Annotated in this window: 11 protein-coding genes; 5 read left to right on the plus strand and 6 right to left on the minus strand. The window is 69.1% G+C overall.

The features are described 5' to 3' along the window. The first annotated feature begins 9 nt into the window (after nucleotides 1-9). Nucleotides 10-855 carry a tetratricopeptide repeat protein gene (locus tag BLW41_RS08130; protein ID WP_093118035.1) on the plus strand — a complete coding sequence of 282 codons (846 nt, stop codon included), beginning with the start codon at nucleotides 10-12 and terminating at the stop codon, nucleotides 853-855. On the opposite strand, the gene BLW41_RS08135 is transcribed toward BLW41_RS08130, so the two are convergent. Together BLW41_RS08135 and BLW41_RS08140 are read right to left on the minus strand one after the other, a co-directional pair. Then, entirely contained in the window at nucleotides 852-1,487 is a 636-nt protein-coding gene (locus tag BLW41_RS08135) for a hypothetical protein (protein ID WP_093118036.1), read from the minus strand. The two genes, BLW41_RS08130 and BLW41_RS08135, sit on opposite strands and share 4 nt — an antisense overlap. A 35-nt stretch (nucleotides 1,488-1,522) precedes the next feature. Further along, nucleotides 1,523-1,951: an OsmC family protein gene (locus BLW41_RS08140; protein WP_093118038.1), complete on the minus strand. Its 429-nt coding sequence runs from the start codon at nucleotides 1,949-1,951 to the stop codon at nucleotides 1,523-1,525. 57 nt (nucleotides 1,952-2,008) lie between these two features. Between BLW41_RS08140 and BLW41_RS08145 the strand changes: the two genes are divergently transcribed. Beyond that, entirely contained in the window at nucleotides 2,009-3,370 is a 1,362-nt protein-coding gene (locus tag BLW41_RS08145; protein WP_093118040.1) for a cytochrome P450, read from the plus strand. On the opposite strand, the gene BLW41_RS08150 is transcribed toward BLW41_RS08145, so the two are convergent. After that, entirely contained in the window at nucleotides 3,348-3,560 is a 213-nt protein-coding gene (locus BLW41_RS08150) for a DUF2905 domain-containing protein (RefSeq protein WP_093118042.1), read from the minus strand. The genes BLW41_RS08145 and BLW41_RS08150 overlap by 23 nt on opposite strands. Before the next feature lie 577 nt (nucleotides 3,561-4,137). Here BLW41_RS08150 and BLW41_RS08155 point away from each other — a divergent pair. From BLW41_RS08155 to BLW41_RS08165, 3 genes are all read left to right on the plus strand, one after another. Continuing rightward, on the plus strand, nucleotides 4,138-7,371 hold the full coding sequence (locus tag BLW41_RS08155; protein WP_093118044.1) for a carboxypeptidase-like regulatory domain-containing protein: 3,234 nt from the start codon (nucleotides 4,138-4,140) through the stop codon (nucleotides 7,369-7,371). Nucleotides 7,372-7,508: 137 nt separating this feature from the next. Continuing rightward, nucleotides 7,509-10,253 (plus strand): S8 family serine peptidase, encoded by a 2,745-nt coding sequence (locus BLW41_RS08160; RefSeq protein ID WP_143038664.1) that lies wholly within the window; start codon nucleotides 7,509-7,511, stop codon nucleotides 10,251-10,253. Between the two features lie 146 nt (nucleotides 10,254-10,399). After that, nucleotides 10,400-11,185, plus strand: coding sequence for an SDR family NAD(P)-dependent oxidoreductase (locus tag BLW41_RS08165; protein ID WP_093118048.1), 786 nt, complete (start codon nucleotides 10,400-10,402; stop codon nucleotides 11,183-11,185). A gap of 205 nt (nucleotides 11,186-11,390) precedes the next feature. Here the strand turns inward: BLW41_RS08165 and BLW41_RS08170 are convergent, their stop codons facing one another. The 3 genes from BLW41_RS08170 to BLW41_RS08180 form a co-directional block, all read right to left on the minus strand. Beyond that, entirely contained in the window at nucleotides 11,391-12,152 is a 762-nt protein-coding gene (locus tag BLW41_RS08170; RefSeq protein ID WP_093118050.1) for a hypothetical protein, read from the minus strand. Between the two features lie 97 nt (nucleotides 12,153-12,249). Beyond that, a complete protein-coding gene (locus tag BLW41_RS08175; protein WP_093118052.1) occupies nucleotides 12,250-12,771 on the minus strand; it encodes an OsmC family protein in 522 nt (173 codons plus the stop codon). 39 nt (nucleotides 12,772-12,810) lie between these two features. Continuing rightward, complete coding sequence (locus BLW41_RS08180; RefSeq protein ID WP_093118054.1) at nucleotides 12,811-15,057, minus strand: MMPL family transporter; 2,247 nt, start codon at nucleotides 15,055-15,057, stop codon at nucleotides 12,811-12,813. Between the last annotated feature and the right edge of the window lie 36 nt (nucleotides 15,058-15,093).

Consider the following 15,093-nt stretch of genomic DNA (forward strand, 5'->3'; position numbering starts at 1 on the left):
TTGGCGGCTATGGCGGGGGAAACTGAGCACAGCAGCACTGCCACGCGTCTTGCGTCCGCGGCGCCCGAGCACGACGCCCGCCCCCCGATCGTCGATGTCGACGCGGCCACTTTCGAACGCGTGGTCGTCGAGGGTTCGAAGGAGCGACCGGTGGTCGTCGACTTCTGGGCTGACTGGTGCGCTCCCTGTCGGATGCTCGCGCCGGTGCTCGAGCGGGCGGTGCTGGAACGCGGCGGGCGGGTGTTGCTGGCAAAGGTCGACGTCGACCGCAACCCGACGCTCGCCGCGCGCTACGGCGTGCGCGGGATCCCCGCGGTAAAGGCGTTTCGCGACGGTCGGGTGGTGGCGGAGTTCACCGGGGCGCAGCCACCTGCGCAAGTGGCGGCGTTTCTCGACTCGCTGTTGCCTTCTGAGGCCGATGAGCTGGCGGCGATTGCGGCCCGCGAGCGCGACGAAGCGAAGTTGGAGCGCGCACTTGAACTCGACCCCCGCAATCCTGTTGCGCGTCGCGAGCTCGCGCGCTTGAGGATCGAGCAGGGTCGGCTTGAAGAAGCGGCGGCCCTGCTGCGAGAGGTCAGCGGGGACTTCGTGGCCGACGGTCTCGCCGCCCGTGTCGAGTTGCTGCAAGCCGGCGATCAACAGCTCGTCAAGCGCCTTCGCTCGGCGCTCTCGCTGCTCGCCGAGGGGCGTACCCGCGAGGCGCTCGAAGCGCTCGAGGCGTTGCTGCGAGATACTGCCGACCCGGTTGCGCGCGATCGTCTCCGGCGCGTGATCGTGGGCGTTTTCAACGAGCTCGGGCAAACGCATCCCTTGGCCACCGAGTTCCGTCGGCGGCTGGCCAGCTTGCTCAGCTAGGGACGCGCCCGTTCGCGCAGCTCGTTCAAGCGCTCGCGCTGCCGCTCACGCAACCGCCCCTGGCGGCGTCGCCCCATGAGCGCCAGCACGGCGATCACCGCGACAACGATCAGTCCTCCGAGTAGCACCGACCCGAAGAACCCGACGCCGCCAAAGGGCAGGGCGGCTAGTTGCGCGATGCCCGCACCGACTGCCAGTAACAGCACGACGATCAGAGCGAGGAGCAGGAAGGCGCGCGCGCGCACCGCGAGGCTCGAGCCCGGCGGTGGCGCGATCAGCCCCACCAGTCGCAACACCATCAACTGGCGACGGCTCGGCGGCTCCTGACCGAGCTTCTGCACTGCCTCGGCGAGCTCGTCGGGGCGCCGCTCGGCGAGCGCCAGGGAGGCCTTCATCATCTGGCGAAGGGCGGGGCGCTCGTGCGGATGCGCGCCGGCCAGCGCCTCGTTGAAGTAGCGGCGGGCGGTCTTCGCGTCGTAGCGCTCGGCTGCACGCGCACCGAGGATCGCCCGCGCGGCAACTCGGTGTCGCTGTTCGCGCAGCAGCTCCTCGTCCGAGCGGGATTCCAGCTCGGGGATCGCCTGCAGGGCGCCGACGCGCATTTGACGCTTGACCTGACGCTGCTTCGCCATCGCCGCTCCGAGTGTGCCAGAGGCCGCGCCCGCCGTCAGCGCTCGAGCGCCGCGTCGAGCGTGATCTCGACCGCTTGGAGCGCCTGCGAAAGCGGGCAGTTGTTCTTTGCCTGCTCGGCCACCTCGGCGAAGCGGGCCTCGTCGATGCCGGGCACGCGCGCCCGTGCGGTGAGGTCGATGCGCGTGATCTTGAACCCCTCACCGATGCGCTCTAGTCGCGCCCGGGCTTGTGCCTCGACCCGCTCAGGCGCGAACCCGGCACGCTCGAGAGCCGCGCTCAGGGCCATCGCGAAACAGCCGGCGTGGGCGGCCGCCAAAAGCTCTTCGGGATTGGTGCCGGACCCCTCCTCGAAGCGCGACTCGAACGAGTAAGACCCTTCGAAGGCGCCGCTGCCGAGCGCGACCGTACCCTTGCCCTCCCTGAGGGACCCTTCCCAACGCGCCTTGGCAGATCGAAGCGGCATCTGTGACCTCCGTTATCGGTCGAGGACGAGCTTCCAGCGGGCCGCTAAAGCTACCGTGTGAGCGTGCCGGTAAACGGTTTCCAGTTGCCCCCGGGGCCGCGTACGCCGGCGACGGGCCAGTTCTTGGAGTGGGTGATGCGGCCGTGGGCCGTTCTGGATCGCTGCTTCGCCCGCTACGGCGATGTTTTCACGCTGCGCTTGGCGCGGGTCGGGACGTTCGTCGTGGTGTCCGATCCGGCGCTCATCGAGTCAGTGTTTCGCGGCGACCCGCGGGTCTTCCATGCCGGCGAGGGCAATCGGGTGCTGCGTCCTTTGCTTGGGCCCCGGTCGCTGCTGCTGCTCGACGAGGACGAGCATCTGCGCGAGCGCAAGCTGCTGCTACCACCGTTCCACGGTCGCGCGCTAGCGGCGCTCGAATCCTTGATTCGGGACGTTTGCGAGCGGCACCTCGCGCACTGGCCGGTGGGGCAGCGTGTGCGGATCCGCCCGCTTGCGCAGGCTCTGACGCTGGAGGTGATCGCACGCGCGGTGTTCGGTCTGAGCGGGCGTCAAGCGGTCGACGACGCCTGTGTGCTGCTCCGGCGCGCGCTCGCCTGGGCGGCCGAGCGGCGCCGTCTGTTCACGTTCGCACTGCTAGGGCCGCAGCGCGTGGAGCGCAGCGGCATCTTGCGGGGTGCCTTGGCGCCGGTGGAAGCTTTGATCCGCGAGGAGGTGCGCCGGGCGCGTGCCGACACGCGGCTCGAGCAGCGCGAAGACGTGCTGGCAATGCTCGTGCGCGCACGGCGCGAAGACGGCAGCGCGCTGAGCGACGAGGAGCTCCGCGACGAGCTCGTGACCTTGTTGGTAGCGGGCCACGAGACCACCGCGACGGCGCTTGCCTGGGGTCTCGAGCGGCTCGCCCGACACCCGGAAGTTGTCGAGCGGTTGCGGCGCGAGGTCGCGAGCGGGGGGCACGCCTACCGTGATGCGACGGTGCAGGAGATTCTCCGTCTGCGGCCGGTGATTCCGCTGGTCGTGCGGCTGCTCAAGCAGCCGGTCGCGCTGGGACCATGGTCGCTGCCGGCAGGCGTCGTCGTAGCGCCGGCGATCTACCTTGTGCATAAGCGACCCGACGTCTATCCGGAGCCGATGCGCTTCCGTCCGGAGCGGTTCCTCGAGCGGCCGCCTGGCACTTACACCTGGCTGCCGTTCGGCGGTGGTGTGCGGCGTTGTATCGGCGCCAGTTTGGCGCAGCTCGAGCTCGCGCTGGCGTTGGCGGGCATCGTGCAGCGATTTGACATAACCCCGGGGCGGCCGGGCGACGAGGCCCGGGTTCGCCGCGCCGTCACCTGGGCGCCGGCAGCAGACGGCGAGGTCGTGTTGGCAGCGCGGAGCAGCCCGGCCAGTACTGCCGCTCCTAGCGTCGCAGCAACAGGTTGAGCAGCAGCGTCAACAGTGCGCTGAGGAGCAGCATCGTGGTGATCGGCAAATAGAGCGCGAAGTCGTCGCGCTTGATCACGATGTCGCCCGGCAGCCGGCCGAGCCCGAACTTTCCGGCCACCATCAGCACTAGGCCGACCAGCGCCAAGGTGGCGCCGGCTAGGAGGAGCAGCTTTCCGGTGCTTTCCACGACCGTTCTCGCTGGCGCTCCGCGCTCGTGGCTGGTTCGGCGGCGGTGGTCACTTCGTTCTGCGAGCGACTTGGCTTGCGGAGGCAGAGTACCCGTGGGAGCGGCTTGCGGAGGCAGAGTGCCCGTGGGAGCTTAGTGTTCGCGCACACTATGCACGCTAATGCGGATTATGTAAAGCTACCGCGACCGATCTGAGCTTTCGAATCTGTTCCCGGCCGCGCCGCCTCGGTAGGTCGCCTTGCGCTGACGCCACTGCTGCCGTAGGGTGGTCGTCCCCCTGGACCCTCACTTCCGTTCGAGCTCGGGGGGCGAATCTCCGCGGTTCGTCGCTTAGAGCAGCGAACGGAATGCGACTGGAGCGGTGCTCCCGCGGTGCGCCAGCGTTCGGCGCGGCGTGCGCCGGTGATCACTCGGCTTCGGCGCAGCCGGCGACACAGCTTCACGGATGGTCAAAAGGAGCGCGAACTTGGCGAAGACGTGGTTGCTCGGGCGAGCCTGCCGTGGGCGGCGATCGGCCGGGAGCGAAAGGTGTCGTCGGCGACGTTGGCGAGGGCTTACCGCTGTTGCTGCGGTCGCGTTGCTGGGACTCGCGTTTTGCGGCGCGGCAGATGCCGGCACCTACGTCGTCTACCAGTGCGAGAACGGCAGCGGCGACGCCGGCCAGCCGATAAACGGCATCGGCGCCGCAGCGACGCTGTACGCCTCGTGCCCAGCGCCGCGCGACAACTTCCAGGGCATCGTCGCTGGCGTGGCGCGCAGTACGCTGACATTCGGCAACGGAGCGCACGCCTTCTACCACTTTCAGGCGCCCGGCCCGAACCGCCTTCGCTGGGTCTTTCTGCACGCCTCGATGATGTGCGGCGGAAAGGGCTGGTACAGCGGGCTTTTCGACGGCGGCTTCGGCTGGTTTTGGGGCTACGACGCTGGCCAGCTGGGGGCTGAGAAAGCCTGCCTCAGCGACTGGGTGCCCGACGGTCAGCGTCCCTATGTCGCTGTCAGTGCCGGCATGCGGGCGGCGGTCAGGTGGGGCATTCTCTGCCGCGCTGTCGCCTGCCCGGCCGACACCGGCGACCCGTCTTATCGCTTCCGCGCTGGCGCTTCGTCACTGATTTTCACGGTCGAGGACCCTGCCGGCGCGCAGGTGCGCTTGACGGGTGGCGGCCTTGCCAGTGGTCGCTGGGTGTCCGGCGTGCAGGACCTCACCTACGACGCCGTCGACGACGCCGGCGTTCGCCGGGTAGCCCTCGTAATCGACCAGCAATCGCCGCGCTTCCAGGACTTCGACTGCCGGGACGCGACCTTCCCGGCGCTCAAGAACCCCTACTACGGAACCGGCGACGGTTGGCAGCAAGAGTGGGAAGCAGCGAAGGCGCGCCCGACCTACGCGAGTTTCCAGCCGTGCCCGAGCGTGTATGGCGGTCGCTACACGGTTAACACCGGGGAGCTCGCTGACGGGGAGCATCAGGTGCGGTTGGCCGCGGTCGATGCGGCTGCCAACTTCTCGGTGGACCCAAACGCCTACGTCGTGCGCGTCGACAACACCGCACCTCCCGAGGTGACCGTCGAGGTCGACCCCTCCCCTCGCTCGCTGAATCCTCAAGATCCCTCCGCGTGGCGGCGGGAGAACAGGTTCACGGTGCGGTGGCGCAACCCCGACCGGCTCGGTGGCTCCCCCTACGGCACGGTCGAGTGGGAGCTATGTCGGCTCGACGGTCAGCGCTGCAGCATTCACTCGCGGCTCGTAGATGGCGAGGGAGGTGCGCGCAACGCCATCACAACTCAAGTCCCGGAGATCGGTGAGTGGCAGCTGCGGCTGCGGCTCCGTGACGACGCGGGTCACGCGGGACCTTGGTCAGCCGCCCGCATCCTGCGCTTCGACGACCGAACGCCGCCGCCGTCCTCTCCAGCGCACGCCAACGGCTGGTTGAACGATCGCGAGGCCGCTGATTATGCGCAGCGGATCACGTTGGACCCGTACGTCCTCCGGAACCTGAGTGCTGTGATTCCGCCCTCTGCTATCGCCGGTTATTCCGTGGCCTTCGATCGCGATCCCGACGACACGCTCGACGTACCGGCGAACGGCGATCGCGCAGGCCTCTTCCCGGCTATTTGGCAGCTCCACGATCTGCCGGAGGGCGAACACGAGGTACGCGCCAAAGCGATCACCGGGTCGGGAGTCGCCCACCCGGCAGTACAGCGAGCAACGCTGCACGTCGATCGCACACCGCCGGTTGCGTTCACCAACGCTGGCCCTCCCGGTCGCTGGCACACCCAGCCGGTGACGGTCACTGTTACTGCCCGCGACCAACAGCGGCTATCGGGCATGCAGCGCGACGAGACGCAAGAAGACCCCGGCGGTTACGTGCGCATTCAGGGACCGGACGGCGACCAGCTGTGCGCCGGCGAGACCCACGAAGAGGCGAGCTGCACGGTCACGCTGCGCCGCGATGGCCGCCACCAGATCGTTTACGAGGCGGTTGACGTCGCCGGCAACAGCAGCGGCGAGCGATCGATCGTGGTGCTCGTCGATGCGACGGCGCCAAGTGGCTGGATCGACACGCCGCCGGCCGACGACCCCGCGCGTGTCATTGGGCGGGTGACAGACGGCGTCTCCGGGGTGGCGGGCGCGCGCTTCGAACTGCGGGCCCCTGGCGGTGACTGGCGGGCGCTGCCCACGGAGAAGCTTGCTGCTGACTTATTCGCCGCGCAGCTTCCCGATGACCGGCTCGCGCCGGGACCCTACGAGGTGCGGCTGCTTGCCAAGGACAACGCGGGGAACGTCGCTGAGATCGAGCAGCTCCGTGACCCCGCCGGTCACCTGGTCCCTGCGCGGTTCAACTTTCCCCTACGCCTGCGTCCTCGTTTCGAGCTGGCGCAGCGGCGCGCCGGGGCGCACCGGCGGAGCCCGCAGCTCGTCGCCATCGCCCTGCTTCGAGGGCGCACGGTGCGCGTGTTCGGACGCGTCGAGCCGCGCGGGCAAGGCCGCGTTCGGCTTGTCGTACGGGCCGGCTCGACGCGCCGCGTGATCGAGTGCCGTTTGCGGTCCGGACGGTTTTCGGCCAGTACAAGCCTGCGAAGAGTGGCCCGGCGCGTCGGTGTGACGCTTCTCTATTCCGGCAGCGCCGAGCTTGCGCCAGCGCGCCTCAGCTTCGTGGCGAAACGGAGCGGTGGCGAGGGACTGCGGGGAGTGGCACGCCTCGACCTCGACGTGGTACCCGAAGCCTTGCCCTTCGGTAGCGGCACTGCGATCGAGGGGCGGCTGATGGCGCCGGACGGGCGGCCCCTCGGAGGTACCCGCATCACGGTCGCACGGCAGCCGCTTGGTGACTGGGGAGTGGAGTCGCTGGGCGCGGTAGTTACCGAGCCGGACGGCCGGTTCGCGTTGCAGGTGCCGGCTGGACCGAGCGCCCAGCTCGCGTTCACGTACTCGGGAAGCTCGACGCTGCTTCCGCTCGTTGCCACGATCCCTGTGCGGGTCTCGGGTCGCGTGACCCTTCGCCTTTCGAGGCGTGCACTCCGCAACGGCCAGACGCTGCGCTTGTCGGGCCGCGTGTTCGGGGGGTACGTCCCGCGGCCGGGCCTGGTGGTCGCCTTGCAGGCGCTGGCGGCAGATACGTGGCGCACCTTTCAAACCGTCCGCACCGACGGCGCCGGCCGCTTCACCTCGACTTACACGTTCCGGGCCACGCTGGTGAAGAGCCGCTACCGCCTGCGAGCGCTCGTGCTGCGCGACCAGGACTGGCCATATGAGCCGGCGGCTAGTCCGATCGCTCGGGTGACGGTGACCCCGAGCAGCAGGGGGCACCGGTGAACACGAGGTGTTGGTGCGGAGGGCGGTTGCAAGTCCAACCCTCGTGCCTGGCAGTGGCCGCCGGCCTCTTGCTAGCCCTTGCAGTCGCGCCATCCGCCCCCGGGTTCACACGGGCGCCGCAGGGCGGCGCCGCCTCGGTGCGCGTCGGGAACCTCGCGCGTCCCGCGCTTGTCACCGCACCCCGCGGCCTCGACCCACGCCTGCGCGACGCGCGCGGGGCGGTACGCGTAGTAATCCTCGCTCGCGGCGCGCGCTTACTTGAGCCGGCGTTCAAGGCGGCCCTCGAGGTAGCGCGTGCAAGCGCGGTGTCGCCGGCGAGCGCGCGGCGGATCACTCGCGATCGCGGGTTCGCAAGGCGCCTCGCCCTGCGCGAGGAACGCGAGCGCGAACGAGGGATCGCGCTGCTCCGCCGCAAGGCGCTGCCGGCCGGCGAGCTACTGGTGCGGCTCGCGCGCCGGGTAGCCCTACTGGGCGGGACCACGGTCGAAGCGCATCCCTTGTCAATGACGCTGACCGCGGTCGTCCCCGCTCGCTCGCTGCCCAAGTTGGCGCGCGAGCCGCTGGTGTTCTCGATTCAGCCGGCCCGAACGGAGCGCCCGGCGGTGTGGGCAGGGAGCGAGGCGGTCGGTGCGCCCACCTGGTGGGGGCAAGGGCTCTTCGGTCAGCTCGCAACCGGGGCCCCCGCCGATGCGAACGGCAGCGGCCCCGACCTTTACGTTGTGGGAGACCTGATCGACGCCGAACACCCCGCCTACCGCCGCCTGCTGGAAGCGGGGCGGTTCCTGGTTCCCCCCGGGCAGAGGCCTACCTGCCCCGCCGGGGTCTCGGGCGGCGGCGATCCTTGCAAGCACGGAACGATGATTGTTGCCATGGCCGTCGGCCAGGGCTGCCCCAGCGAGCACGGCGCAATCTGTGAGCTGACCAGTGACCGGCGGCAATTGGGAATTGCCCCCGGTCTCGACAAGCTGCTGATGAGCGGCGACGATCCACCGGGCGGGTTCAACGATCAGCTGTTTTGCGGTGGTCGCGGATTGCCTCCGTTCAGCGCCGCATCTTGGGCGCTCGGTGAGGCGGTGCCCTTCGAGAGCAACTGCGGCTCGGGCGTCTGGCCGATCGCCGCCGATCCGGCCGAGAACGCCTCGGTGAGTTACGGCGGCGACGCGCAGGTGACCGATCCCGACGACGACGCCTTCGATCAAGCCCGCGACATTGGGCTCTGGTCCTTGTCTCTCTTCTCGGCGGCGGCGGCCGGCAACTTGGGTGCAAGCTACGACCGTGGAAGTCGCGCCAAGTGCATGGGCTTCAACGAGTTCTGCGTCGGCTCGTTCACTCCCGGAGCGAACCTCACCGACCGAAGCGACGACAGGGTGTCCGACTTCTCAGCGCGAGGGCCTACCCCCGGTGGCCGCAAGAAGCCCGACATCGTCGCCGTCGGTCAGGGGTTCGGAGGCTTTCCAAACCCCTTCTGGCGCAGCTCCGGCCAGCCCCTGTACACAGGTGGAGAGACCGGCACCTCCTTTTCGGCTCCGCAAGCGGCCGGTGCAGCGGTACTGCTGCACAGCGTCGGTGTCACCGACCCGCTAGCCCGCAAGGCGCTTTTGATCAACTCCGCATACAAGCCGCCCACCCTCGGCTGCCCCCAGGACGCCGGCGCAGGGCGCGACGCGGCCGGGTTCAGCCCGACCTGGGGGTTCTGGGACCCGTGCTGGGGCTGGGGCGCGCTCGATCTCGACCGGGCCTGGCGAGAGCGGGCGAACTGGGCGTCCGGTTGGGCGCGGCCAGGCAAACCGGCTTTCTACCGCGTACGCCTCGAAGGCTCCGACGACCGTGCAACCGTTGCTTGGTACCGCCGCGGCACCTTCCGCCCGCTGCCTTACCTCGGGGGCGAGCTAATCCTCTACACGCTCACCGATCTTGACCTCGAGCAGATAACCCCGACCGGTGCACGCGAACAACTATCTGGATCGCGCATCGACAACGTCGAGCAGGTGCGTGGCGGGCAAGGCCCATACCCGCGCAGCGCGATCTACAAGGTGGTCGCGCGCTCGACCGTCGAAGGTCAGCGCGAGGAGCGCTTCGCGATCGCAGCCACCAGGCCGCTCACGCCGCTTGTCGCACCGGTGCCGGAGATCAGTGCCTCGCGCGGTCGCGGGGGCGCGACCACGATCGGGGACGGCGACACGCTCAGCGTCACGGTCCGGAACCCGTCCGACGAGCTCCAAGCGAGCGGCGTTAACGTCGAAGTCGTTCTCCCCCGCCACCTCGTTACCAGCGACTCGACGCGACTTCAGCTCGGCAACCTCGCTCCCGGCGAGCAAGTCACTTTCGAGCTTGCCTTCCGCGCCGTGCAGGAAGGGAGCGACCCGATCAGGGTCTACAGTCGCGCCTCCGCGCTTGGCGAGGAGTTGAGCGACGAGCGCGCGGTGCAGGCGACCGGCCAAGCGCCGTCCCCCGTGCCCCCGCCGCCCTCAAACTCAAGCGACCAGCCTGGGCGCGGCTCGAGCGGTACCGCCCATGTTGAGACACCGACGCCTCCCCCACTCCCGTCGCCGACTGGGCCGACGCCACGCACCCGGCGCCTCAACCCGCTTCTCGGCACACCTGCTGCGCGGTTGCGTGGGCGCACCGTCAGCGTCGCCTTCACTGCCCGGACGGCGCGGGGATGGCGGGCGCACCTCAGCTACCGAATTGGGCGACGCACAGTTCGCCGGGTGATGCGTCTGCGCTGTCGCCGAGTCCGCCGCGGCCGCGTTTCGTGCCGCGGCAGAATGCGCCTCGGCGATCCTGTGCCCGTGCGCGCACGGCTCACGGTCAAGGTCACGCGGCCCGGCGATCGCTCGTACCTGCCCTTCGCACGAATAATCCGGATCGCGGCCCGCTAGCTCACGCTGCGTCGCGCTCCCAGGCTGTGGTTCCTAGCTGTCGGTGACGAGCCTCACAGCCTTGTGCTTGTTGGCGACCACCCGCGTTGGCGCGGCCAGCGGGCTGCTCGCGATAACCCGTACGGCGCCTGCATAGCCTTGCGCCCATGGCGATCCCTTCACCAACCGAAACATCCACCGCTCTGATAACCGGTGCCTCGAGCGGCATCGGCCGCGAGTTCGCGCGCCAGCTCGCCGAGCGGGGCCACCACGTCACGCTGGTGGCCCGCGACGAGCAGCGCTTGCGCGAGCTTCAGCAGGAGCTCGGCGGAGAGAGCCGCGCGCATGTGATCACCTGCGACCTCGCCGACGCCAAGCAGCGCGAGCGGATGGCGCAGGCCGTCGAGCGCACCGTCGAGGTGCTTGTCAACAACGCGGGCTTTGGGATCTACAAGCCCTTCGTCGAGAGCGACCGCGAACAGGAGCTGCGGCAGGTGCGGGTGCTCGTCGAGGCGGTCGTCGACCTCACCGCGCGCTGGCTGCCGGCCATGGTCGAACGGCGGCGCGGCTGCGTCATCAACGTGTCGTCGGTCTCCGCCTTTCAGCCCCTACCGGGGAACGCTGGCTACGCCGCGGCGAAAGCTCACGTTCTGCTCTTCAGCGAGGCGCTGCACGCCGAGGTCAAACCGAGCGGCGTGACCGTGACCGCCGTCTGCCCCGGTCCCGTACGCACCGAATTCCAGAAGCGCAACGAGGCTTACTTCGCCGAGCGGCTGCCGGATTTCGTCTGGCTGGGCCCCGACCGGGTGGCGCGCGACGCAATCGCAGCGGCGGAGGCGGGGAAGCGGGTGGTCATTCCCGGAGGACCGCACGTCCGCGCGGCGTTTGCTCCCAACCGTTACGTGCCCACATCGCTCTCCCTGCCGGTCGCTGCGCGGCTGATGCGAGCCTGACGCGCCCCCAAATACGGTCCTCAAGATTTCGAACAGTCAGCTGGCAGGCCCGTCAGCTCGCCCGCGGACCTGCGCGCCGAACTGATAAGCCGCCACACCGTCGAGCGCGCGCAGCGGCACGCGCTCGCCGCTGCGGTCGAAGAAAGCGACCTGCGCCTGCGCAAGCGAACAGTGCGCGACGGCGCGACCATTCAGCGCTCCGCCATCACCACCTTCGCCCGCTTCGCGCCGCGTGTCGGCGTACCACCAGCTCGAGCCAGCCGCTGGGCGGGGCGCCGCTTACCTCCCCCTCTGCCTCCCCGCGCTCCTCCTGCAGGGGAACGTAGGTCCAAGCCCAAATCGGCGCATGCTCGCTCCCCCAGTTGTGACCGAGCATCGTCGGCCATTCACGGAGCTCGAGCGGTGGCTCGTCGCCGATCGACACCGTGCCGGACATGCTTCCCCAGGGCACCGGAGTCTCCGTCTTCGCGCGCGGGAACGGGGTGCGATAAAGGAAACTCGGCGAAAGCGGGCGAGCGGGACTCTCCAGCGGCCGCACTGCAAGCTGCCAGCGAACGATCGAGGACGCGTCGCGCGAGGCGCCTTGCCGGCGCTCGTTCAAGTTCCCGGCGGCGCGATCGACGAAACCCTCTGGCTGGGCAGCGGCCTCCTCGGCGGTCAAACGGGGACAACGACCCTCGAGTTGCAGCGTCCCCTCTTTCTCCCACAACCGAGCTTCGGCCGCGACCACCAAACCCGGCCGGAGCTGCGCCACCGGTTGCGTATCGCGGGCCTGCAGCACCTGGCTACGTTCACCGTCGAACCAGGTCAGCCAGGCGCTGCCGAGTGGCTCGCCACGCGCTCGCCACAGGAACGTCTGCCGCAGCCACAGGGCACGACGACCAGCGGGATCGAAGGCGCGCACAAAGAAACTTTCGTAGCCCGCCCACGACGCGCCGCAGCAGCTTCCCCGCGGCTCCACGCGCACACGCCAAGCGTAGCCCTAAGGCGTAGTTCGAATAGTCCTAAGGGCGCCGCCCTAATCGCCCTAATGCGTGGCTCTAGCCCCGAGGTAATTACGCGACTTAACTCAGCCGCGTCTCCAGGGCGATCGGATTGGTGATGCAGTAGACGCCCGGGCAGCGTTCGTCACTCAAACGCTTGATTCGCTCGAGCTCTTCGCGCGGCGCTTCAGCGCTGGCGTCGAGCTCCCACACGATGCGTTCGACCGGCGGGTCGTCAGCCACACCGAGAGCGCGCGCCTGGTCGACCGTCGCAGCTACCCGAGCACGCAAGGCGCGCAGACGGATACCTGCGCGCGAAGCCTCCAACGCATAGGTCATCGCGTAACAGGCGACCCCGCCCCACAGGCAGTAAACGAGGGGGTTAGGCGCGCTGCCTGTGCCCCCGAGGGGCGGCGGGAAGTCCGCTTCCAGACGAACCGTCGAACCGTTCGCAAGTGGAACCTCACCGACGAACTGCGGTCCTTCGCCGAGGTTCCATTCCCCCTCGAGACTCACCGACATGCGCCCCGCCTGACGGTTCGCCGACACCGCTTGCGCGGTCGCACTGACGGCGTCGACCGCCACGTTGTTGATGCGGCTCATGGTTGCTCCTCCTTCCTTCGTCGCTAGGAACCTTCGTCGCTAGGAACCGACACGCGCGACCGCGGGCTCTGGCGTGGGCGCGAGGCGGCTCTGGCCGTGACCGAAGTGCACGTGTGGCAGCAAACGGTCGAGCCAGCCGGGCACCCGCCAAGCGCGCTCACCGAGGAGTCGCAAGGCGACCGGAACCAGCAGCAAGCGCACCAGCAGTACGTCGAGCAGGACCGCGGTGCCGAGAATCACGCCCATCTCCTTGGGCGGTAGCGGACCGGAGAGAGCGAAGGTGAAGAACACCGCGACCATCACCGCGCCGGCCGCCAAAACGACACGCCCGGAGTGGGCGATTCCGCCGATCATCGCCTCGCGCGCCGACTCGCCGCGGTCGCGATGCTCACGCGCCGAGCTCAGCAGGAAGACCGAGTAGTCCATCGAGATAGCGAACACCATCGCGAAGAAGAACACCGGTGCCCACGCGTCGAGGAAGCCCTGCGACTCGAACCCCAGCAGGTTCGAAAGGTGCCCGTCCTGGAAGATCAACTTCGCCACACCGAAAGCGGCGCCGGTAGCGAACAGGTTCGTGACCACCCCGACGAGTGCGACCAACGGTGCCCGCAGCGCTACCAACAGGAGCAGAAAGCCGAGCCCGAGCACGAGCAGCACGACTGGCACGGTGCGCGCCGCCAGCGCCGCCTCGAGATCCCGGTACTCGGCAGCAGCACCACCTACCTGCGCCCCTCGCGGGAGCCGCTCGCGCAGTCGATCGATCGTGCGCTTCGCTGCGGCACTCGACGGGTCAGCGGTCGGGATGACCTGCGCCAGAGCAAGGTCGCCAGAAGTCGCCCGTAGCGGCGGAGTGACAGCCGCCACGCCCGGCACCGTGCGTGCGACGCGCACCACCTCGTCGGCCCGTGCGGCCGGTGCGACCACCTGTAGCGCGCCGGGTGCACCTTCGCCGAAGGCCCGCTGAATGGCTGCGTAGCCGAGGCGCGAGCCGCCGTCCTTAGGGACGACCTTGATCGAGGGCATACCAGTCTCCACTTTCGCCAGCGGCACGCAGAGCGCAGCCAACGCGAGCAGCGCCGGCAGACCCCACGCGATCGGTCGCGCCCACAAGCGTCGCCCCCATGCCGCGAACAGCGGCGACCGGTGGCGTCCGGCCGTCACCCAAGGCAACGCAAAGCGGTCGACGCGGTCACCCAGGGCGGCCAGCACAGCGGGCAGCAGCGTCAGCGAAGCGGCCAGCACGAAGACCACCGAGAGCATGATTCCCAGGGCCATCGAGCGGAACGCGGGGCTCGGCACCAACAGCACCGCGCTCAACGACACGAGCACCGTGAGGCCGCTGAAAAGCACGGCCTTGCCGGCGGTATCCATCGTCTCGCGGAGCGCCGCGAGGACTTCGCCACCGGCTCGCTCCAAGGCGCCGCGGAACCGGTAGACGATGAACAGTGCATAGTCGATACCGAGCGCCAGCGAGAACATCAGCGCGAAGTTCATCGCCCAGATCGAGACGTCGAAGGCGAGGGTCGTGAGGTAGAGCAAGCCGGCGGCGGCGACCAGGCCAGCGATCGTGAGCATCAACGGCAAGCCCGCCGCTACCAGCGACCCGAAAGCCACGAGCAGGATCGCCAAGGTCACCGGCCAAGAGCGAAGCTCCGACTGCAGCATCGCCGACTTGTTGGCCTCGTTGAAGTCCGACCACATCGCCGAACTGCCGGTCAGGTAGGCAGTGACACCAGCCGGCCGCTCGAGCTGCGCGATCTTCTTCTTGAGCGCGCCCGCAGCGCGCACCATTTCGTCTGGTGGCGCTGCTGCAAAGGCCTGCACGACCGCCGTGCGCCGATCCTGAGCGATCGTCGCGCCTGGCTGCGGCAGGCGCACGGAACGCACACGGCGATCGCTCAACAGCGTGCGCCGAAGCTCCCTCAGGAAGCCCACCACACGCGGGTCGTCGACGTTCGCGCGGCTGCTGGTGACGATCACCTGGAGAGCACTCGAAGACGCCCCGCCGAAGTGCTTGTCGGCGGCGTTACGAACCGCCACCGACTCGGACCCTGAGGCTTCCCAGCCGGCGCCGGAGAGTGCATGCTCGGCCCGTGGTGCGAGAACGCCGAGCCCGAGCACCAACACCGCCCAGCCCGCGGCGACCAGCTTGCGGCGGCGACCTGCGAGCACGCCGAGTCGACCGATCGGCCCGGCCGAATCGCGCCAGCGCTGATCGGACCCTGCCGGGGAATCCGCATGCTGACCCTGAGCTATGGGCGACTGATGATCGGGCGCTCCTGACATCTGCTCACCTCTCAGTTGGGGCTCGCTCTCCCTTCA

Source organism: Thermoleophilum album (genome assembly GCF_900108055.1).
Classification (GTDB): domain Bacteria; phylum Actinomycetota; class Thermoleophilia; order Solirubrobacterales; family Thermoleophilaceae; genus Thermoleophilum; species Thermoleophilum album.